20 protein-coding genes and 1 tRNA gene are annotated in these 20,974 nt (G+C 69.0%); 12 read left to right on the plus strand and 9 right to left on the minus strand.

From position 1 onward, the window contains the following. Positions 1-56: 56 nt before the first annotated feature. Together ACVBD7_RS22180 and ACVBD7_RS22185 are read left to right on the plus strand one after the other, a co-directional pair. Entirely contained in the window at positions 57-1,937 is a 1,881-nt protein-coding gene (locus ACVBD7_RS22180) for a transglycosylase domain-containing protein (protein WP_458095408.1), read from the plus strand. Then, a complete protein-coding gene (locus tag ACVBD7_RS22185) occupies positions 1,934-2,494 on the plus strand; it encodes a hypothetical protein (RefSeq protein WP_458095409.1) in 561 nt (186 codons plus the stop codon). Before ACVBD7_RS22180 ends, ACVBD7_RS22185 begins: the two co-directional genes overlap by 4 nt. A 4-nt stretch (positions 2,495-2,498) precedes the next feature. Here the strand turns inward: ACVBD7_RS22185 and lhpI are convergent, their stop codons facing one another. Further along, positions 2,499-3,503, minus strand: a complete 1,005-nt coding sequence (lhpI, locus tag ACVBD7_RS22190) for a bifunctional Delta(1)-pyrroline-2-carboxylate/Delta(1)-piperideine-2-carboxylate reductase (RefSeq protein WP_458095410.1) — start codon at positions 3,501-3,503, stop codon at positions 2,499-2,501. Positions 3,504-3,677: 174 nt separating this feature from the next. Between lhpI and ACVBD7_RS22195 the strand changes: the two genes are divergently transcribed. The 6 genes from ACVBD7_RS22195 (at position 3,678) to ACVBD7_RS22220 (ending at position 10,423) form a co-directional block, all read left to right on the plus strand. Beyond that, entirely contained in the window at positions 3,678-4,727 is a 1,050-nt protein-coding gene (locus ACVBD7_RS22195; protein ID WP_458097753.1) for an amino acid ABC transporter substrate-binding protein, read from the plus strand. Between the two features lie 175 nt (positions 4,728-4,902). Beyond that, positions 4,903-6,024: an amino acid ABC transporter permease gene (locus ACVBD7_RS22200; RefSeq protein ID WP_458095411.1), complete on the plus strand. Its 1,122-nt coding sequence runs from the start codon at positions 4,903-4,905 to the stop codon at positions 6,022-6,024. A 14-nt stretch (positions 6,025-6,038) separates the two neighbouring features. Then, on the plus strand, positions 6,039-7,184 hold the full coding sequence (locus ACVBD7_RS22205; RefSeq protein ID WP_458095412.1) for an amino acid ABC transporter permease: 1,146 nt from the start codon (positions 6,039-6,041) through the stop codon (positions 7,182-7,184). Positions 7,185-7,207: 23 nt separating this feature from the next. Beyond that, on the plus strand, positions 7,208-8,002 hold the full coding sequence (locus ACVBD7_RS22210) for an amino acid ABC transporter ATP-binding protein (protein ID WP_458095413.1): 795 nt from the start codon (positions 7,208-7,210) through the stop codon (positions 8,000-8,002). A gap of 180 nt (positions 8,003-8,182) precedes the next feature. After that, complete coding sequence (locus ACVBD7_RS22215) at positions 8,183-10,021, plus strand: potassium transporter Kup (protein WP_458097754.1); 1,839 nt, start codon at positions 8,183-8,185, stop codon at positions 10,019-10,021. Between the two features lie 36 nt (positions 10,022-10,057). Next, complete coding sequence (locus ACVBD7_RS22220) at positions 10,058-10,423, plus strand: hypothetical protein (protein WP_458095414.1); 366 nt, start codon at positions 10,058-10,060, stop codon at positions 10,421-10,423. Between the two features lie 376 nt (positions 10,424-10,799). Here ACVBD7_RS22220 and ACVBD7_RS22225 read toward each other — a convergent pair. After that, positions 10,800-10,875 (minus strand) — tRNA-Ala (locus tag ACVBD7_RS22225). A 121-nt stretch (positions 10,876-10,996) separates the two neighbouring features. Between ACVBD7_RS22225 and ACVBD7_RS22230 the strand changes: the two genes are divergently transcribed. Next, entirely contained in the window at positions 10,997-11,752 is a 756-nt protein-coding gene (locus ACVBD7_RS22230) for a CoA transferase subunit A (protein WP_458095415.1), read from the plus strand. 14 nt (positions 11,753-11,766) lie between these two features. Continuing rightward, a complete protein-coding gene (locus ACVBD7_RS22235) occupies positions 11,767-12,414 on the plus strand; it encodes a CoA transferase subunit B (protein WP_458095416.1) in 648 nt (215 codons plus the stop codon). Between the two features lie 44 nt (positions 12,415-12,458). Here ACVBD7_RS22235 and ACVBD7_RS22240 read toward each other — a convergent pair whose 3' ends face one another. The 7 genes from ACVBD7_RS22240 to ACVBD7_RS22270 form a co-directional block, all read right to left on the minus strand. After that, entirely contained in the window at positions 12,459-12,902 is a 444-nt protein-coding gene (locus tag ACVBD7_RS22240) for a hypothetical protein (RefSeq protein WP_458095417.1), read from the minus strand. 121 nt (positions 12,903-13,023) lie between these two features. Next, positions 13,024-13,485, minus strand: a complete 462-nt coding sequence (locus ACVBD7_RS22245) for a hypothetical protein (RefSeq protein ID WP_458095418.1) — start codon at positions 13,483-13,485, stop codon at positions 13,024-13,026. Between the two features lie 75 nt (positions 13,486-13,560). Then, positions 13,561-14,367: an undecaprenyl-diphosphate phosphatase gene (locus ACVBD7_RS22250; RefSeq protein WP_458095419.1), complete on the minus strand. Its 807-nt coding sequence runs from the start codon at positions 14,365-14,367 to the stop codon at positions 13,561-13,563. An 86-nt stretch (positions 14,368-14,453) separates the two neighbouring features. Then, a complete protein-coding gene (locus ACVBD7_RS22255) occupies positions 14,454-15,557 on the minus strand; it encodes a TRAP transporter substrate-binding protein (RefSeq protein ID WP_458095420.1) in 1,104 nt (367 codons plus the stop codon). Between the two features lie 144 nt (positions 15,558-15,701). After that, positions 15,702-17,600: an autotransporter domain-containing protein gene (locus tag ACVBD7_RS22260; protein ID WP_458095421.1), complete on the minus strand. Its 1,899-nt coding sequence runs from the start codon at positions 17,598-17,600 to the stop codon at positions 15,702-15,704. A gap of 192 nt (positions 17,601-17,792) precedes the next feature. Next, positions 17,793-18,647 carry a prephenate dehydratase gene (locus tag ACVBD7_RS22265; RefSeq protein ID WP_458095422.1) on the minus strand — a complete coding sequence of 285 codons (855 nt, stop codon included), beginning with the start codon at positions 18,645-18,647 and terminating at the stop codon, positions 17,793-17,795. Next, complete coding sequence (locus ACVBD7_RS22270; protein WP_458097755.1) at positions 18,644-19,435, minus strand: 3-deoxy-manno-octulosonate cytidylyltransferase; 792 nt, start codon at positions 19,433-19,435, stop codon at positions 18,644-18,646. Before ACVBD7_RS22270 ends, ACVBD7_RS22265 begins: the two co-directional genes overlap by 4 nt. A gap of 210 nt (positions 19,436-19,645) precedes the next feature. Between ACVBD7_RS22270 and ACVBD7_RS22275 the strand changes: the two genes are divergently transcribed. Further along, positions 19,646-20,176 (plus strand): c-type cytochrome, encoded by a 531-nt coding sequence (locus ACVBD7_RS22275; RefSeq protein ID WP_458095423.1) that lies wholly within the window; start codon positions 19,646-19,648, stop codon positions 20,174-20,176. Between the two features lie 2 nt (positions 20,177-20,178). After that, a complete protein-coding gene (locus ACVBD7_RS22280; RefSeq protein WP_458095424.1) occupies positions 20,179-20,952 on the plus strand; it encodes an inositol monophosphatase family protein in 774 nt (257 codons plus the stop codon). The last annotated feature ends 22 nt before the right edge of the window (positions 20,953-20,974 follow it).

Here is a 20,974-nt window from a genome sequence, read left to right on the forward strand (position 1 = left end):
CCTCCTCGTGCCCGCAAGTGCAGGAATCACAGGACCGTGCTAACCGTCCCTCTGCCATGCCGAGGGTTCCGATCGCAACCATTGCGCGTACGTCGCCCCAGAAGCTCGCGGGCGCGCGGGCCGGGGGCCGTGCAGCCGGCCCGCAGGGCGCTGCGCCGGCGCAGTCCGCGCCGGTCAAGCTGGTCAAGCGGCGCCGCCTGGCACGCCGCCTCGCGGCCTGGGCGCTCATGGGCGTGGTCTGGGGCGGGCTGGCCCTGGCCGTGCTTCTCCTCGTCTTCGCCTGGGATTTGCCGCGGCCCGAGGACGCGCTGGAGACCACGCGCCGCCCTTCGGTGACGCTGGAGGCGAGCGACGGGCGCCTGCTCTCCACCAGCGGCGACCTGTATGGCGAGACGGTGCGGCTGCGGGATGTGCCGGTCCACTTGCCCACCGCCCTGCTGGCCATCGAGGACCGGCGCTTCCGCGACCATTTCGGGCTGGACCCGATCGGGCTGTTGCGCGCCGTCTGGGTGAACCTCACCACAGGCCGGGTGGCACAGGGCGGTTCCACCCTGACGCAGCAGCTGGCCAAGAACCTGTTCCTGACACCCGAGAGGTCCCTTCGCCGCAAGGTGCAGGAGGCGATGCTGGCGCTATGGCTGGAGAGCCGCTTCACCAAGGACCAGCTGCTCGAGATCTATCTCAACCGCGTCTATCTCGGAGGCGGTGCCTATGGGGTGGATGCGGCCGCGCGGCTGTATTTCGGCGTGCCGGCGCGCCGGCTGGCGGTGTGGCAATCGGCGGTGCTGATGGGCCTGCCCAAGGCCCCCTCCCGCCTCAATCCCCGCGCCAATCCCGCCGCCGCGGCCGAGCGCGGGGCCGAGGTGCTGCACGCCATGGCCGCCATCGGCGCCCTGACCGAGGCCCAGGCCGATGCCGAATCCGAGCGAATCGCGTTCCCCGCGCGCCCCTCCCGCGATTCCGGCTGGTTCGCCGATTGGGTGAACGACGACCTCGCCACCCGTTATCCCGGCTCCGCCGACCTCACGCTTCGCACCACGCTGGACCTGCGCGTGCAGGCACTGGTCGAGTCGAAACTCGAGGCGATGCTGGCCGGCCCGGGTGCTGCGGCCGATGCCGGCCAGGGTGCCGTTGTCGTGCTGGATGCCGCCACAGGCGCCGTGCGCGCCATGGCTGGCGGGCGCGACTACCGCCGCAACCCCTTCAACCGCGCGGTTTCGGCCCGGCGGCAGCCTGGCTCGGTGTTCAAACCCTTCGTCTATCTCGCGGCGCTGGAGCACGGGCTGCATCCGGAATCCACCGTCTCCGACGCGCCGATCACCCTCGGCCGCTGGTCCCCTGGCAACGGCGCCTGGCGCTCCCGCGGCGACCTGCCGCTGGAGGAGGCGCTCGCCCATTCCGTGAACACCGCCGCCGTGCGCGTGCTGGCCCGGGCCGGTGGCGCGCGGGAGGCGGCCGCCACCGCCCGCCGCCTGGGCTTGGCCGGGCCCTTCCCGAACGACGCCACCATCGCGCTCGGCACCGGGGAGGCGAGCCTGCTGGAGCTGGCGGGCGCCTATGCGGCCTTCGCCAATGGCGGGATGCGGGTGGTGCCGCATGGCATCGCCTCCGCCCGGGCCGAACGGCGCACGCTGCCCGCGGGTAACCCGGCCGCCGAGCGGGTGGTGCAGCCGGAGAATGCCGCGGCGATCCGCCGGATGCTGGAGGCCGTGGTTTCCCGCGGGTCCGGCCGTGCCGCCGCCGTGACGGGACGCCCGGCCGCCGGTAAGACCGGCACCACCCAGGACTTCCGCGATGCCTGGTTCGTCGGCTTCTCCGGCGGCACCGTCATCGGGGTCTGGCTGGGCAATGACGACGCCACGCCGATGGACGACGTCCGCGGCGGCACCCTGCCGGCCCGCCTCTTTCACGACATCCTGGAGGGAATGCCCCGATGAGCGAGAACGGCACACCGGGCGGCTCCCCGGCCGAACAGGCCATGGCGCTGCTGCTGCGGCCGGTGCGCCACGCGGTAAACAACCTCTCCATGGTGCTCACGGCGAATCTGGACTCCGCCCTGCCGCGCCTGCCGGCGGGGGAGATGGTGACACGCCAGATCACCCGTGCGCGGGAAGCGGCGCTGGATTACGACCACCTCGCGCGCGGGTTCCTCTCCCTCGGGCGGGAAGAGGGGTTGCGCCCCGCCCCGGCCGCCCGAGTCCTGCAGGAATTGCTGCCCCTTCTGACCCTGGCTGCCGGCGGGCCCGTAGAGCTGCGCGTGCTCGGCACCGCCGTCATCGAGCGCCGCTCGCCCGCCATCGAGGGGGCGCTGATCCTTGCCGCTTCCGGCGCCGCCGCGCTGCCCGCAGGCGCGCGCCCGCCGCTGCGGCTGGATGGGGCGCGCCTCAGCATGGCTTGGTCGCTGCCCACCGAGGCCCGGGCGGCGCTGGAGGGGCTTGGCGCGACGGTCGAGCCGGACGGGGAGGGGGTCGCCATTACTCTCCGCCCGGCCTGAGAACCTAGTCCTGGGCATCCGCGGCAAGCGCGCCCTCATAGGCGAGGATGGCGGCCGCCAGGTCCTCGCCCGCCCAGCCTACGGATTTGAACACGGTCACCTCTGCATCGTCGCGCCGGCCGGGATGCTCGCCGCGGCACAGGGCGGCCAGATCCGCGGCCAGATGGTCCGGCCCGAAGGCGCCCTCGGCGATCGCCTGCACCACATCCCCCGCCTCGGCCAGCGCGCCCGCGCGCGTGTCCACCACCAGCGTGGCGCGGGCGAGAAGGGCGGCATCCGATTCGCGCATATCCGGCCGGAAGGCGCCGACGAGATCCACATGCGTGCCCGGCCGCACCCCGTCCCCCCGCACCAGCGGGGTGCGGGAGAGGGTGGCCGCGGACACGATATCGGCCTCTCCCGGATCCGGATCCCCCACCGCCCTTGCCGGGTGGCCCTCAGCCCGCAGCCGCGCGGCGAGGCGGGCTGCGTTGGTGAACTCGCGCGACCAGACCGCGATGTCCTCGATGGGAAAGGCAGCGCGATAGGCCCCGGCGAGCGCATGGGCGACCTTGCCGCTGCCCAGCAATAGCAGGCGCCTGCTGTCTGGCCGGGCCAGATGCCGTGCCGCCAGAACGCTGGCCGCGGCCGTCCGCCGGTCGGTCAGCGCACCGCCATCGAGCAGGGCCAGAGGCGCGCCCGTCGTCGCGTCCGAGAGAAGATAGGCGGCGTGCACCGCGGGCGCGTGACCGGGCGCCACATGCACAATCTTCACCCCCGTGTACCGCCCGGCCTGCCAGGCCGGCATGAGCAGGAGGCTGTTCCGGGCCGCCCCCTCCTCCCAGCCATGGGCGTGGCGCAGCGGGGCCTCGCAGCCCGTCCGGAACATGGAGTCCAGCGCGCCGGCCAGCGCCTCCCAGGCAAGGAGGGCCTCCACCGCGGCGTGGTCGAGATGCAACAGGTCGGCCTCCTCACGCTGCACGGCACGCGGCTTGCACAGCTTGTGTCGTGTGCTATCCGCCCCATTCATCGTGCCGTCGCGCAACCCGCAGGGGAACCCAGCCCGGGTGGAATTGCTCTGGACGCGGCGGAACGCTAAGGGCGGGCTCTGCGGCCCGCGCAATCCCGCGTTGATCAAGGCACAACCCTGGCGCAGCATGACGCCGGGAGTTTCTCAATGAGACTCAGGGAGAGTTTGATGACCATGCAGCCCTTGCGGCGCGCAACGCTCGGTGCGCTCGGCGCACTTGTCATGACGGCATTTGCGGCCCTGCCCGCGGCGGCCCAGGCCCCCGCGGCCGGCGGCGCCTCGATTCTGGACGCCATCAAGGCCCGCGGCACCCTTGTCTGCGGCGTGAACACCGGCATCGCCGGCTTCGCGCAGCCGGACAGCCAGGGCAACTGGCGTGGCTTCGATGTCGAGTACTGCCGCGCCCTCGCTGCAGCCATTTTCAACGACCCCAACAAGGTCCGCTACGTGCCGACTACCGCGCAGAGCCGCTTCACGGCCCTGCAGTCCGGTGAGGTCGACCTGCTGGCCCGCAACACGACCTGGACGCTGTCGCGCGACACCTCGCTCGGCCTCGACTTCGGCGGCGTGAACTTCTTCGACGGCCAGGGCTTCATGGTGAAGACCTCGACCGGCGTGAAGACGGCCAAGGAGCTGAACGGCGCCACCATCTGCGTGCAGCCCGGCACCACCACCGAGCAGAACCTGACGGACTGGGCGCGCGCCAACAACGTGCAGTTCACCCCCGTGGTGATCGAGCGTCTCGAGGAGCTGGTCAGCGCCTACGCCTCCGGCCGCTGCGACGCCTACACCACGGACGTGTCGGGCCTTGCCTCCACCCGCTCCAGCCAGCCCAACCCGGCTGAGCACCTGATCCTGCCGGACGTCATCTCGAAGGAGCCGCTCGGCCCGCTGATCCGCCATGGAGACCAGCGCTACGCCGACCTCGTCCGCTGGGTGCACTTCGCCCTCGTCGCCTCCGAGGAGCTGGGCATCACCCAGGCCAACGTCGCGCAGATGGCCGCGAACGACCAGCGCCCCGAGGTGCAGCGCATGCTCGGCAAGAATGGCGGCCTGGGCCAGATGCTTGGCGTGCCGAACGAGTGGGTGGTGAACGTCATCCGCGCGACCGGCAACTACGGCGAGATCTTCACGCGCCATCTGACCCCGCTGGGCATTCAGCGCGGCCCGAATGCCCTCTGGACCACGCCGGGCGGCCAGCAATACGCGATGCCCTTCCGCTGATCGGCATCTGACCCCGAAGGGGCGCGCGGGCCGAAAGGTTCCGCGCGCCCCTTTGGACCTGACCAAGAACAAGAAGAGACGAAGGCCCCACCGGATGTCGCAGACCGCCTCCGACCCGCGGCAGTTCCGCGCCCCGCCGAAAAGACAGCTCCGGTTGTCTTGGGCGGATGAGCGCGTGCGGGCCATCGTCTGGCAGGTGCTGATCGTCGGCGCCGTCGCCGCCCTGATCTGGTGGCTGGTGCGCAACACGCAGCACAATCTCGAGGTCCGGCGCATTGCCACCGGCTTCGGCTTCCTTCAGCGTGAGGCCGGGCTGCCGATCGGCGAGCACCTGATCGAGTACACTCCCGCCAGCACCTATGCCCGCGCGCTCACCGTCGGCGTGCTGAACACGCTGAAGGTCGCGGTGATCGGCATTGTGCTGGCCACCATCCTCGGCACGCTGATCGGCATCGCCCGGCTTTCCAAGAACTGGCTGCTAGCGAAGATCGCGGCCGTCTATGTCGAGGTGATCCGCGACATCCCGCTGCTGCTGCAGCTGCTGTTCTGGTACACCATTCTGCAGAGCCTTCCCGGCCCGCGCCAGGCCATGAACCCGGTGGCCGGCGTCTTCCTCTCTAACCGCGGCCTGAAGCTGCCCTTCCTCAATTGGCAGGAGGCGCATAGCTGGGCGCTGCTCGCCTTCGTGGCCGGCTGCTTCGCCACCTACTTCTTCGCCAAGGCGATGCGCCGCCGCCAGTTCCAGGACGGCCAGCCGCGCCGTATCTGGCCGGCAGCGCTCGGCTTCATCATCGGCTTCCCGCTGGCGGTGTGGCTGCTGGGCGGCGCGCCCACGGCCGTGGACTGGCCGGCGCTGCGCGGCTTCAACTTCGTGGGCGGCATGACGGTCAGCCCGGAATACTTCGCGCTGCTGATCGGCCTGGTGACCTACACCGCCGGCTTCATCGCCGAGATCGTGCGCGCCGGCATCCTCGCCGTGCCGCATGGTCAGTGGGAAGCGGCCCAGGCGCTCGGGCTGAAGTCCGGCGTCGTGCTCCGCCAAATCGTGCTGCCCCAGGCCCTGCGCGTGATCGTGCCGCCGATGACCAGCCAGTTCCTCAACCTGACGAAGAACTCCTCCCTCGCGGTTGCCATCGGCTATCAGGACATCGTCAGCATCGCCAACACCACGCTGAACCAGACCGGACAGGCCATCGAGGGCATCGCCATCATCATGGGGGTCTACCTGACCATTTCGCTGTCGATCAGCTTCTTCATGAATTGGTACAACACGCGCATCGCGCTGGTTGAGCGCTGAGGGGAGCACCTGGCATGAGCGACATCCCCCTCAACACCGCGGTCGCGGGCGTGCCGGAAGCGGCTGCACCGCGTAACCCGCCCGCCCTCACCACCGGGCCGGTCGCCTGGCTGCGGGCGAACCTGTTCTCCTCCTGGCTGAACACGGCGCTGACGCTCGTGCTCGCCTACTTCATCGTCCGCTGGGCGATCGGCTTCGTCGACTGGGCCTTCATCAACGCCATCTGGGCGGTGCCGAACGGCCAGACCCAGGCCTGCCGTGCGCTGAAGGCCTCACCCACTCCGGGTGCCTGCTGGGCGGTGATCACGGAGAAGCACCGCTTCATCCTGTTCGGCACCTACCCCTATGAGGAGCACTGGCGGCCCGCGCTGGTCTGCGTGCTGTTCACGGCGCTCTATGTCGTCTCCGCCATGCGCCGCTTCTGGCGGTGGGAGCTGGCGGTGGTCTGGGCTGCGACCCTCGTCCTCATCGGCGTGCTGATGTGGGGTGGCGTGTTCGGCCTCACCTATGTGCCGCAGGAGCGCTGGGGCGGGCTGCCGATCACCCTCATCCTCGCCACCTTCGGCCTCGCCTTTGCCTTTCCGCTGGCTATCCTCGTCGCCCTCGGCCGGCGCTCCTCCATGCCGGCCATTCGCATTCTCTGCGTCGCCTATGTGGAGTTGATCCGCGGCGTGCCGCTGATCTCGCTGCTGTTCATGGCCAGCGTGATGTTCCCCCTGTTCCTTCCCGAGGGGATCAACATCGACAAGCTGCTGCGCGCTCAGGTGGCCGTCATCCTCTTCGCCGGCGCCTATCTGGCCGAGGTGGTGCGCGGCGGTCTGCAGGCGCTGCCGAAGGGCCAGTACGAGGCGGGCGACGCGCTCGGCCTCTCCTACTGGCAGAAGACCGGCTTCATCATCCTGCCGCAGGCCCTGCGGCTGGTGATCCCGCCGCTGGTCAACACCTTCATCGGCTTCTTCAAGGACACGTCGCTGGTGCTGATCATCGGCATCTTCGACCTGCTGACCGCCGGCAAGACCGCGATCGTCGAGCCTGCCTGGCAAGGCTTCGGCGTCGAGGTCTACATTGCCATCTCCGTCGTCTACTTCATCTATTGCTTCGCCATGTCCCGCTACAGCCAGAATCTGGAGGCGGAGCTGAACCGCCACCGGGTCCGCTGAACCGGACGGATAAGGATCCCGCCATGAGCGCCGCCCTCTCCGAAGGCCCCTCGATCGCATCCGCCGTCCGCGTGGATGCGCCACCGGCCATCCTGCTGGACAAGGTCAACAAGTGGTACGGTGCGATGCACGTGCTGCGCGACATCTCGCTCCAGGTCGCCACCGGCGAGCGGGTCGTGGTCTGCGGCCCCTCGGGCTCCGGCAAGTCCACCATGATCCGCTGCATCAACCGGCTGGAGCAGCACCAGGAAGGCCGCATTGTCGTGGACGGCACCGAGCTGACCGACGACGTGCGCGCGCTGGACGCGATCCGGCGCGAGGTCGGGATGGTGTTCCAGTCCTTCAACCTCTTCCCGCACCTCACCATACTCGAGAACTGCACCCTCGCCCCCATCTGGGTTCGCCGCACCCCGAAGCGGGAGGCCGAGGAGCTGGCCATGCACTACCTGAACCGGGTGAAGATCCCCGAGCAGGCCAACAAGTATCCCGGCCAGCTCTCCGGCGGGCAGCAGCAGCGCGTCGCCATCGCCCGCGCGCTGTGCATGAAGCCCAAGATCATGCTCTTCGACGAGCCGACCTCGGCGCTCGACCCCGAGATGATCAAGGAGGTGCTCGACACCATGGTCGGGCTGGCCGAGGACGGCATGACCATGATCTGCGTCACCCATGAAATGGGTTTCGCCCGCCAGGTGGCCGACCGGGTGGTGTTCATGGACCGCGGCGAGGTGGTGGAGCAGGGGGCGCCTGAGCAGGTGTTCAACAACCCCTCCACCGACCGCTTCAAGGCGTTCCTGTCCCAGATCCTGCGCGGTCACTGAGGACCGGCTTCGCCCTCCGCCCCCTCGTTCCGGGGCCAAACGCATGACGGCCCTGCAACCAGGGGACGGGGGCGGGGGTTGCAGGGTCCGGGGCAGCGGTCATATGCCGCGACCCTCCAACTCTCGCGGACGACAAACGTGACATCAGGGCCCAATCCGGGCGACCGGCAACCGATCAGCATGGCGGTGCTGCTGGGTGTGCTGGGGATCGTCTACGGCGATATCGGGACCAGCCCGCTCTACGCCATGCGGGCCGCCCTGCTTCACTTTTCCTCCGACGGACTCGAGCGCTGGGAGATCCTCGGGATCCTCAGCCTGATCATCTGGTCGCTCATCATCGTCGTGACCGTGAAATATGTCTGGCTTGTCATGCGGGCCGACAACAAGGGCGAGGGCGGCATTCTCGCGCTGATGGCGTTGGCCCAACGCGCCGCCCGCACGGAGCGGGGGCGTTGGACCATCGCCGTGATCGGGATCGCCGGCGCCGCACTGTTTTTCGGCGACGGCGTGATCACCCCCGCCATCTCCGTCCTCTCGGCGATCGAGGGACTGAAGATCATCTCGCCCACCTTCGACGGCGCCGTCGTGCCCATCTCGGTCGCGGTGCTGGTGGCCCTTTTCCTGTTCCAGTACCGCGGCACGGGCAGCATGGGCGCCATCTTCGGGCCCATCACGGTAGTCTGGTTCGGCGTTATCGGGCTGCTCGGCCTGATCGAGGTGGTGCGTGAGCCTGGCGTGCTCGTCGCGCTCTCGCCCCACTACGCCGTGCAGTTCGCCGTCGCCTATCACCTCGCGGCCTTCATTGCCCTCGGCTCCGTGGTGCTGGCGGTGACCGGCGCGGAAGCGCTCTACGCCGATATGGGCCATTTCGGCCGCCGCCCGATCCAGCTCGCCTGGGTGGCATTCGTGCTGCCCGCCCTGGCGCTGAACTATCTCGGCCAGGGCGCGCTGCTGCTGTCCGATCGCGCCGCGCTCGAGAACCCCTTCTACCTGCTCGCGCCGGAATGGATGCGCCTGCCTCTGGTGATCCTCGCCACCGCCGCCACCATCATCGCCAGTCAGGCCATGATCTCGGGTGCCTACTCCATTGCGCGGCAGTGCGTGCAGCTCGGCTTCCTGCCCCGCCTCGTCGTGCGCCACACCAGCGAGACCGAGGAAGGGCAGATCTACCTGCCCCAGGTAAACTTTGCGCTGCTGCTGGGCGTCGTCATCCTTGTCGTGGTCTTCCGCAACTCGGACAGCCTCGCCGCCGCCTACGGCCTGGCGGTGACGGGCACCTTCGTCGCCACCTCCACCCTGGCCGGCCTTGTCTTCCGGCGCAATTTCGGCTGGTCGCTCCCGCTGGTGATCGCGGTTTTCACCCCGCTCTTCGTGCTGGACCTCGCCTTCTTCGTCTCGAACGTGCTGAAGGTGCCGGATGGTGGCTGGGTGCCGCTGCTGCTGGGTGCCATCCTGTTCACCATGATGCTCACTTGGCGCCGCGGGCGGGACCTGCTGTTCAGCCGCTTCCGCCAGGACAGCCTGCCGCTGAAATCCTTCCTGGCGCGCCTGCCGCAGTCGCGCACAGTCCGCGTGCCTGGGATCGCCGTTTTCATGACCAGCCAGGCCGACTATGTGCCGAATGCGCTGTTGCACAATCTCAAGCACAACAAGGTGCTGCACGAGCGCGTGCTGTTCGTGACCGTGAACAACGAGGATGTGCCGCAGGTGATAGACCGCCGGAAGGTCGAGGAACTGGCGCCCAATATCCACCGCGTCACCCTCTGCTACGGCTTCCAGGAGAGCCCGAACATCCCGAAGGAACTGGAAGGTCTGCGCGAGCTGGGCGTGGATTACGAGCCGATGCAGGCCTCCTATTTCCTGGGGCGGGAGACCGTGGTCGCCTCTGCCATGCCGAAGATGGCGCGCTGGCAGCAATGGCTCTTCGGCATCATGTCGCGCAACTCGGTTCCCGCGACCGAGTTTTTCCGTATCCCCAGCGACCGTGTGGTCGAGCTGGGCGTCCGCGTCGCCATCTAGCCGCACTGCCGGCACGTATCTAAGGAGGGTTCCATCATGCCGCTCGTCGTCCTGTCGCCGAGCGGCGGAACCGGCCTTCCCGAGGGCAGTCCCGAGTACCGCTACGAGGTTCAGCTCACGCTGAACCCGCAGGGCTTTCCCGATCCGGGAGCCTGGCATGCGGATCCCGCCACTTGGCCCGCCCGCCGTTTCTGGCCGGGGCAAGGCTTGATGGACGGGGATGTGGTGTACGACCCTGACACTGGCTGGGCGCTGCGCTTCTTCCGCCGGGACGACAGTCCTGTGGACGCTCCAATCCAGGCAGTGATTCGCAGCGGGGCCCCCTGCCGCCCGGGCGAGAACGTGACCATCACGGAGCCGGATGGTCAGGAATACGCCTGGCGCATCGTCGGGGTCGGTTGAGCGGCTCTGCGGCGATCTGCGCGTTGGCCCAACAAGGCCGACCGTTTCTCGTTGAGGTTGCCCTCCCAAGCTGCGCGTCGATGACGGGCGGGACCAAGATCTATCGATAGGTGTGACGCCCGGCGCCGCTCGCGTGAGTGGACGGGCTGCGCCTAGATTTTACCGCGGCTTAGAATAATCAGAAACGGCAGAGACGTGCCTGAAAGCCGTGTCACGTCACCCTGCGATGGGATGGTCCGACGTATCCTGAAGCGGACAGGCAGGGTGATCGCAATCGCAATCGGCGCCGCGAACGCCAACACGGCCTAAACTTAGCCGCCAGCATAAAAAAGAACGGGGCGCCCGTTTCCAGGCGCCCCGCTCGAACCCGCTAAACTGGTGGAGCCAATCGGAATCGAACCGACGACCTCTTGAATGCCATTCAAGCGCTCTCCCAACTGAGCTATGGCCCCCCACCCGGGGTGCGGCGATATAGCTTGGCACTCGGGGGCAGGCAATCCCCCTTTGCACCCTTTCTTGCCTGAAAAGGGAGGGCTAGCTTCCCGGCACCAACGCGCCGGAGGAAGCGAGCCTATGCGAGGAAAACTCTACCCGGACGCGACTGCCGCGCTGGACGGCCTGCTGCAGGACGGAATGCTTATCCATTCCGGCGGCTTCGGCCTTTGCGGCGTGCCCAGCCTGCTGATCGAGGCGATTCGCGACAGTGGCGTGAAGGGGCTCACCTTCGTCTCCAATAATGCCGGCGTGGACGATGCTGGGCTGGGCTTGCTTCTGAAGACGCGCCAGATCCGCAAGATGATCGCCTCCTATGTCGGCGAGAACGCGGAGTTCGCGCGCCAGTACCTGGCCGGCGAATTGGAGATCGAGTTCAACCCGCAGGGCACGCTGGCTGAGCGCATCCGCGCGGGCGGCGCCGGCATCCCGGCCTTCTTCACCCGCACCGGGGTCGGCACCGCCGTTGCCGAGGGCAAGCCGACGCAAGAATTCGATGGCGCGACCTATGTGATGGAGCGCGGCATCATGGCCGACCTCGCCATCGTCCATGCCTGGAAGGCCGATCCCGAGGGCAACCTCGTGTTCCGCAAGACCGCGCGGAACTTCAACCCGGTGATGGCAACCGCCGCCCGCATGACGGTGGTGCAGGTGGAGGAGATGGTTGGCCAGGGCGAGCTGGACCCGGACAACATCCACACCCCCGGCATCTACGTGAAGCGCATGGTCCTCGTGCCCCCCGGCACCGAGAAGCGGATTGAGCAGCGCACGACGAGAAAGCGCGCCGAGCCCGCCACCCCGGCCGCCGCCGGCACCGATTCCCTTCCGGCTCGCTGAGAGGAGCGCCGATCATGGCCTGGACCCGTGACGAAATGGCCGCCCGCGCCGCGCGCGAGCTGGAGGACGGCTTCTACGTGAACCTGGGGATCGGCATTCCGACCCTCGTCGCTAACCACATCCCGGACGGCGTCTCCGTCCAGTTGCAGAGCGAGAACGGGATGCTCGGGATCGGTCCCTTCCCGTTGGAAGGGGAGGAGGACCCGGATCTCATCAACGCCGGCAAGCAGACCGTCTCCGAACTGCCGACGACGAGCTATTTCTCCTCGGCCGACAGCTTCGCAATGATCCGCGGCGGGCATATCGACCTGTCCATCCTCGGCGCTCTGCAGGTGGCCGAGAATGGCGACCTCGCCAACTGGATGATCCCGGGCAAGATGGTGAAGGGGATGGGTGGCGCCATGGATCTGGTTGCCGGGGTGAAGCGCGTGGTGGTGCTGATGGAGCACACCGCCGGCGGCAAGCCGAAGCTGCTGAAGAGCTGCACCCTGCCGCTGACTGGCCAGGGCGTGGTGGATCTCGTCGTCACCGATCTCGGCGTCATGGCGATCGACAAGGCCGCGGGCCGCATGAGGCTGGTGGAACTGGCCCCGGGGGTCACCGAGGAGGAGATGCGGTCGAAGACCGAGGCCAACTACGAGGTGGCCCTGCAGCCCGCCTGAAGGGCTGAGCCGCCCCTCCCCGCGAGAGGAGGGGCGGCCCCGCATCACATCGCCTGGCGGCGCTGGCCGGGGCGCATCCCAGCCTTCCGGAGCGAGACGGTGTAGCGGCAGTTGTTCATGGCGGATTCGCCCATGAGCATGCCGTTCTCGAACCGTGTGTTGGTCATCATCATGCCGTCGTTGAAGGTAACGGTGCCGTCGGGCCCGATCATGCCCTCCATGCTGTGGCGGCCGCTCATCACCGAGACCCGGTCGCCCATCACATTCGCCGAGACGTTGGACGTCCGAACGCGGCAGCCGCGCTGGCCGGGCGAGAGGCGGGCGACGCCGACATAGCGGCCGTCACGGTCCCCCATCATCGGAGGCGGCGGGGCGGACATGGCGGGCGGCGCCATGGCGACGGGCGGGGGAGGGGGCGGCGCCGCACGCTCGGTGGCGCAGGCAGAGAGCAGGGCCAGGGCCGGCAGCAGGGCGAGGGCGATCTTCATGGGCGTGTATCCTTAACGAAGCCTTCATGGCCCGTTGCAGAGATGACGCCGGCACCGCCCGCTGGTTGCTTTCGACCGTTGCGAATTCGCCACGGCGCCCGCCCCGGCCGTGAGAGTCCGACTAGCGGCCGTTGAGGCGCTGCCGAAGCTCCTGGATCTCACGGTCGCGCTCTGCCAGTTCACGGGTCAGCTCCGCCTCGCGGTTGCCCGAGCGCCGCGTGGTGGAGGCGGAACCTCGCGCGGAGGCCCGCACCGTCCGGGGCTGCGCGCCTCGCCGCATCGCTCGCCGGGATCCGGCCTCCGGCGCACGCAGCGGGGTCGCCACCACGGGGAAGCCGACATCGACCGTGCCGATCGGCACATCCGTCAGCGGCATGCCTGGCACCGGCCGCTCTGCGCGCTGGACCGACTCCACCGGGGGAGGCGACAGGCGCTCGAACTGGCGAACGGTCGATCCGAGGTAATCCCCTGTCGGCCCCGAATCGGACGGCCATGTCTGCGCCGCTGCGGGCATCGCCGCGAGGCCGAGCAGTCCCAGCCCAAGCAGCCCGCAGAGACTTCTGGGTTTCCGCGCCTTCTGCATGCGGCCTCTCCTTTCCCGCTGTCCCGCAGCGTTACGTGACCCGCCCCCGCTACGGAAGGCCTCTGGGTGGCATCTCTACCGGATCGCGAGCCAGGCGAGAATGATCCCTCCAAGCGCGATTCTGTACCAGCCAAAGGGTGCGAAGCCGATCTTTGAGATGGAGGCGAGCACCACCCGCACCACGACCAGCGCAACGACAAAGGCGGCGATGAAGCCGACTCCGATCTGCCCCAGCCCGGACAGGTCCAGTTCCGCCCGGGCCTTCCACAGGCTGAAGACCGTCGCCGCCAGCATGGTCGGAATGGCCAGGAGGAAGGAGAACTCGGCCGCAGCCCGGCGCTCCACCCCCAGCAGCAGGGCTGCGATGATGGTGGCGCCCGAGCGGCTGGTGCCAGGAATCATGGCCAGCACCTGCCCGAAGCCGATCAGCAGCGCCGCCACCGGCCCGATCTCGGGCACGGAATGGATGGAGGGCTCGGGCCGGGCGCGCTCGATCAGGATGATGGCGACACCGCCCACCACCAATGCCACCGCCACCACCCAGGGGTTGAACAGCAGCCGGGTGATCGGCCCGTGCAGCAGGGCGCCGATCACCAGGGCTGGCAGGAAGGCGAGGAGCAGGTTGACCGCGGCGTAGCGCTCCAGCGTTCCCGGCCGCCACATTCCCGCGGCGATGCGCCACAGGTCTCGCCAGTAGATGACGACGACGGCCAGGATGGCGCCGAGCTGGATGGCGATCTCGAAGACCTTGCCCGGCGGTCCCTGGAACCCGATCAGCTCCCCCAGCAGGATGAGGTGTCCGGTCGAGGAGATGGGCAGGAACTCGGTCAGCCCCTCCACCACGCCCATCAGAAGGGCGGACAACAGGCCGTAGATGTCCATGGGGCGATCCGTGATCGAAGGGGGCCGAAAAGAGAAAGGGGCGGAACCCCCCGGCCCCGCCCCCTTCCTTTACGCCTGCAGCGGGTTCAGCGAACCGTCTGCGAGGCCGTGAAGGCAAAGTTATCGAAAGAATTCTCGCTTACCCGGTGCCAGGTGTAAACATCGTCCCGGAACTTGCGGTGGCTTTCCAGGATCCGCTTAAAGCGCTCGTTCTTGCTGCCAAGGTCGTCCATCACCTCGTTCGTGGCGCGCCAGGCGGCCTCGAGGATGGGGCGGGACCAGAAGCGAAGCTGGGCGCCCGATGCAACCAGCCGGCGCAGGGCCAGCGGGTTCGCCACGTCGTATTTCGCCACCATCTCGGCATCCGCCTCGGCGGTCGCGACCGCGATCGCGGCCTTGTACTGGGCGGGCAGGGCGTCATAGGCGCGCTGGTTGGCGATGAAGTGCAGCCGCGCGCCCGGCTCCCAGAAGCCCGGGGCGTAATAGTTCGGCGCGACGCGCGCGAAGCCGAGCTTCTCATCGTCATGCGGGCCGACGAATTCGGCCGCGTCGATCGTGCCGCGCTCCAGCGAGGAGTAGATGTCGGAGGCAGGCGTCACGGAGGGGGTGGCACCCATGCGCTGGAACACCTGGCCGGCGAGGCCCGTGATGCGGAACTTCAGTCCCTTCACGTCGTCCACAGTGCGGATCTCGCGCCGGAACCACCCGCCCATCTGCGCGCCCGTATCGCCGCAAGGGAAGGCGATCGCGTTGTACTCGCGCATCATCTCGTTCATCAGCTCCTGCCCGCCGCCGTAGCGGAGCCAGGCGGTGTTCTGGCGGGCATTCAGGCCGAAGGGCACGGCCGTGAAGAAGGCCAGGGCCGGGTCCTTGCCGATGTAATAGTAGGATGCGGTGTGCGCGCACTCGACGCTGCCGGACTGCACGGCGTCCAGCGCGGCCAGGGCCGGGGCGATCTCGCCGCCGGAGAAGGCCTGGATGCGGAACTTGCCGTCCGTCAGCTCGCCCACCCGCTTGGCCACAGCCTCGGCGGTGCCCCAGAGGATGTCGGTGTTCTTGGGGAAGGAGGAGGTGAGGCGCCAGCGCACCTCCGGGTTGGTCTGGGCCACGGCCGGGGCGGCCAGCATCACGGGGACGGCGGCGGCGGGCGCCGCGGAGAGCAGGGCGCGGCGGTTCACGCGGGAGGTCATGCGAGGACGTTCCTTTCCCTAAGAAGATGATTAGGGGCGTGATACGGCATAGGCGCCTGGGGCGGAAGCGGCGATGAGGCAGGCCCCATCGCCGCTCCCCGTCGGGAACGCCACGGAGCTTTCCGGCCCCGTGGCCATGGATCTTCAGAAGGAGACGCGGACGCCGCCCCAGAAGGCGTAGTCGTTGCCATCGCGGCGGGCGAAGGTCGTGCCGCCGTTCACCATCAGCGCGACGCCGCGCGCGACCTCCGCGCTGACGCCGGCGGTCACCTGGCCATAGGTGCGGCCCTGGTCCTCCACGCTGCTGCGGACGGGAAGGGAGGAGGCATAGGTGGCGTTCGTCACCAGCGTCCGGCCACTGCCGAGAAAGTCGTGCTCGGCGGTGACGTTGACATAGGGCGTGATGCTGCGCCCCGCCGCCTGGGTGTTCAGCCGCAGCTGCACGCCGAGGCTGCCCGTCAGGCTGTCCACCCGCTGCCGGCGCACATCGTTGGTCAGCAGTGAATCACCGGTCTCGGTTTGCGCGTCCACCTGCGTGAGGTTGTAGGTCAGCCCGGCGATCGGCCCCAGGCGCACCGGCCCGAGCCCGAACAGGTAGCCGCCTCGCAGACCCGCGCTCACACTGTTGCCCGTCGGGTCGCTACGCACCGGCGAGATCACGCCACGCCGGGAAATCTCGTAGTCGTCGTAGGAGGCGCTGACGACGGCATCGGCGAACCAGTTCGGGTAGGAGAAGGATCCGTAGAGGGCGATGCGGTAGCTGTCGACCTCGACCTTGCCCAGCCGGCCGTTCAGATCGGCATCCGTGTTCGCGTAGTTGAAGGCCAGGCCCAGGCGGAAGCCCGGCGCCGGGTTTACCTCGCCGCCGATCGTGACGCCGCCGATGTCGTAGCTATAGCCCGCCACGCCGTTGCGCCGGTCGCGGTCGCCCGCTGCGTAATGGCCCTGCACGAAGACGGACACGGCGCTGCCCGGGGTCACCGGCAGCGGCGCCGTCGCGCCCGGCGCACCGCCCAGCGCCGTCATGTGCCCGCCCCCGATGCCGGCGAAGCGATAGGTGTCCAGCCGCTCGAAGACCGAGTTGGTGAAGGCGGTGATCCCGGCCAGGCCGATCTCCGGCTGCACCGCGATCGCGTCCGGCGCTGCGATCTGGGCCGAGATGTAGCGGGCGACCAGTTCGAAGCCCCGGCTGGTCAGGTGCAGCCCGTCATAGGTCAGGTATTGCTGCTGCAGGGGCGAGTTCGGGTCGCGGCAGGCGGCGATGCTGTTGCAGGGCGTCTGCGCGTCCGTGAAGCCATAGGCCGCCGGATCCGCTTGCACCGCGCGCAGCAGCCGCCCGGTGTCGAACAGGAAGACGCGCACACCCTGACTTCCCAGCGGTGCAAGGTCGCGCTGCAGCCCCTCGAAATACAGCCGTCCGTACTCGATGCTGCCCGCAGCGTTCGGGCCGTTGCGGACGGAGGCGAGGGCGCCGAGATCGCTGGTGGAGCGGAAGACGATGTTGCGCGCTCCGGCCGAGACAAGCTGGTTCACCGCCGCGAGCGAGTTCGCATTCGCCTGGGCCGCCACGGCCGCCGATTGCGAGAGCGGCACCTGCCCGCTGGAAGCGCCGCCGTCATTGCCGCCGATCGAGAACAGCACGAGCTCGCGCGGGGCGATCCGCTCGCCGCGCGCCGCGAAGGTCTGCAGCTCGAAAGGAAGGCTGAGGCCGCGGCCGGCGGAGGCGTTCAGCGAGGTCGTGGTCGCGCCGCCGATGGCGTAGTTGCGAATGCCCTGATCCGGCACGTTGTAGATGCGCTGCAGATAGTACGGGAAGGTGTAGTAGGAGATCGCCGGGTCGTTGGTGCTGGACGGGTATCCGCCCGAGCCGCGAAGCAGCCGCTGCACGTTGCCGTTGTCGGCGTAGCTGTCGCCGAAGGTGGTGATACCGCTGAAGCCTGGCTGGGCCTGGGCGGCGAGCGGCACCGACATCAGCGCTGTGGCCGCGAGAAGGCCAAGCGAAAGGGTTGAGCGCCAGGGGCGCCCGCAGGACTGCTGGTTCAACGTCGTTTCTTCCCCGTCTGTCCTGCTTTGTGCAGGTGCAGTGTCGCGTCCGCGCGCTCCCCGGGGTCACCCGGCCATACCGGGTGGCCGGGGCAAGCACACGGCGCAGAAGGAATGAGAGCGTTCTAAAACCGCACCGTCAAGATGCGGATGCTATTTCTGCGATGCGGAAATAGCCTTGTTTTCAGCGAGTTATTCCGCTGCCTCAGCCTGCGCCCGGCGGTATGGATGGGCGGGGTAGCAGCCCAGCACATGCACCTCGCGCGAGAAGAATCGCAGCTCCTCGAGCGCGCGCCGCAGCGCCGGCTGCTCCGGGTGCCCGTCCACGTCGCAGAGGAACTGCACCGCGGTGAAGCGGCCATCCAGCATGTAGGATTCGAGCTTCGTCATGTTCACGCCATTCGTCGCGAAGCCGCCTAGCGCCTTGTAGAGCGCGGCTGGAACGGAGCGGACGCGGAAGACGAAGGTGGTGACACTATCCGGCGCCATGACCGGCGGCAGCGCCGCCTCGCGCGACATGACATAGAAGCGCGTGGTGTTGTGCGCCTCGTCCTCCACGTTCCGGCGGAGGACCTGCAGGCCGTAGATCTCGCCGGCGAGCGAGGAGGCGATGGCCGCGTCCTCCACCCCTCCGCGCTCGGCGATCAGGCTAGCCGCGCCCGCCGTATCGGCCTCGATCACCGCCCCCCAACGCATGTCCCGCAGCAGGTTCAGCACCTGGCCCAGCGCCACCGGATGGGAATGGGCGCGGCGGATCGTCTCCAGCGTGGCGCCCGGTGGGGCGAGCACGCAGTGCTCCACCCGCTCGTAATGTTCGCCCACGACATGCAGGCCGGATTCCGGCAGCAGCCGGTGAATATCGGGCACTCGCCCGGCCAGCGAATTCTCGCAGGGGAGCATGGCCAGTTCCGCCCGTCCCTCCCGCACCGCGGCCATGGCGGCCTCGAAGGAGGGGCAGGGCAGGGTGGTCCAGCCTGGGTAGGCGGCGCGGCAGGCCAGGTCGGAATAGGCGCCGGGCAGGCCCTGGAAGGCGATGATCTGTGTCACGGGCGGCTCGTTGGCTCTTTCAGGGTGCTTTTCTGGGCGGCCACCTGGGCAGCAAGCCCGGGATGCAGCACGGCGCGGGCGCGGGCGAGGTCGGCCGGGGTATCCACCCCGAAGGGCGCATGGTCCACCCGCGCCACCGCGATCCGCATTCCCGCCTCCAGGGCGCGGAGCTGCTCCAGCTTCTCGCGGATCTCCAGAGGGCTGGCGGGCAGGGCAACGAAGCGCGCCAGGGCCGGGCGGCGATAGGCGTAGAGGCCGATATGGTGCCAGAGCGGCCCTTCGCCCCCGGGAACGGGTTGGCGGGAGAAATACAGGGCCGGCGCGAGGTCACGGCCGGGGGCGAAGGCACAGGCGCATTTCACCACGCTCGGCGATGCCGCCTCCTCTGCGCTCACCACCGGCGCGACGAGGCTGGCGATGTCCACCACCGGATCGGCCAGGGGCCTCAGCACGGCGCGGAGGAGATCGGGCGCGATAGCCGGAAGGTCGCCCTGCAGGTTCACCACCACGTCATGCACGCCGGCCGGATCCAGCACCGCAAGCGCCCGCTCGATCCGGTCGGTGCCGGAGGGTAGATCCTCCTCGACCATCACCGCGGTGCCGCCCGCGCCGGTCACTGCCGTTGCGATCGCCTGGTCGTCGCAGGCCACTGCCACGGGGCCGATCCCGGCTGCCTGGGCCGCCTGCAGCACATGGACGATCATGGGTCGGCCATGAATGTCCGCCATCGGCTTGCCGGGAAGGCGGGTGGAGGCCATTCGCGCGGGGATCAGGATGATCGGCTTCATGGGCGGGGTGATGGTCGCGCTCATGTCTGGAATGCGGGCCCTTCGCGGCGGAGGCCTGGCGAGACCGGCTGCGAGACCCGGCAGCACGGGTTGTCGTGGAGGCCCGGGAACATTATGGTCCGCCCGCTTCTAGCCGCGACGGCGGGGCCGCGCAAACTCGCGGCTCTCGGTGCGTTTGAAGCGGCACAACACGGGATTCGGGCAAGGCGTATGAGCCTGGAAGCTAACAAGGCGTTCGCGGCGGTACTCACCGCCGGCATCAGCTTCATGGTGGCCGGCCTGGTGGGCGGGCTGGCGGTGCATCCGCACCCCCTGGAAAAGCCCGCCATCGAGACCGGTGAGGTGGTGGCTGCCGCTGCCCCTGCTGCACCGGCCGCGATCGAGCCGATCGGGCCGCTGCTGGCCAGCGCCAACGCGCAGAACGGCCAGACGATCATGACGCGCCAGTGCGCCGCCTGCCACACCTGGACGGAGGGCGGGCGCAATGCCGTCGGCCCGAACCTCTACGGCGTGGTCGGCGGGCCGCATGCACACCGGGATGACTTCAACTACTCCCCGGCCATGAAGGCGCTGCACGACAAGAACTGGGATTACGAGGCGCTGAACGCGTTCCTCCTCCGTCCCGCCGGCGCCATCCCTGGCACGCGTATGGCCTTCGCCGGGCTGAACCAGGCCCAGGCCCGCGCCGACGTCATCGCCTATCTGCGCACCCTGGCGGCCAACCCGCAGCCGCTGCCCTAGTCGTGGAAAAGCTGGTCGCCTCGGCCGAGGCCGCGGCGGATCTGGCGGGGGCGGTCATTCGCCCCCTTTTCCGTTCCGCCCTTCTGGTTGAGGCCAAGGGCGATGCTAGCCCGGTCACCGAGGCCGATCGCGGCGCCGAGCGGGCGCTGCGCGACCACATCGCCCGCCACCACCCCGATCACGGCGTGATCGGGGAGGAATACGGCCCCGACCGCCCCGATGCCGAATGGGTCTGGGTACTGGACCCGATCGACGGCACGCGCGCCTTCGTCACGGGCCGTCCGCTGTTCGGCACGCTGATCGCCCTTCTTCACGACGGCCGCCCCGTCCTCGGGCTGATCGACCAGCCCGCTACCGGCGAGCGCTGGATCGGCGTGGAGGGCCGCCGCACGGTGTTCCGCGGGCCCTTCGGCGGCACCATCGGCTGCCGCCCCTGCCCGGATCTCTCCGCGGCCGAGCTGGCCAGCACCTCCCCCGACATCTTCCCGCCCGGCGAGGATGCCGGCTTCCAGGCCCTGCGCCGCAGCGTCCGCCGCACGAGCTGGGGCGGGGATTGCTACATCTACGGCCTGGTCGCGCTCGGCCTGCTGGACGTGGTGGTGGACGCCACGATGAAGCCCTGGGACTGGGCCGCCCTCGTCCCCATCGTGGAGGGCGCCGGCGGCCGCGTCACCGACCATGCCGGGCGGGTGCTGACGCTGGATTCACCCGGCGACGTGCTGGCCGTGGGCGACCCGGCCCTGCTGCCGGCCTGCGCCGCGTTGCTTTCCGTTTGATGCCGGCCTGTTGAGGGTTGGG

This window comes from Roseomonas sp. WA12 (assembly GCF_054165765.1).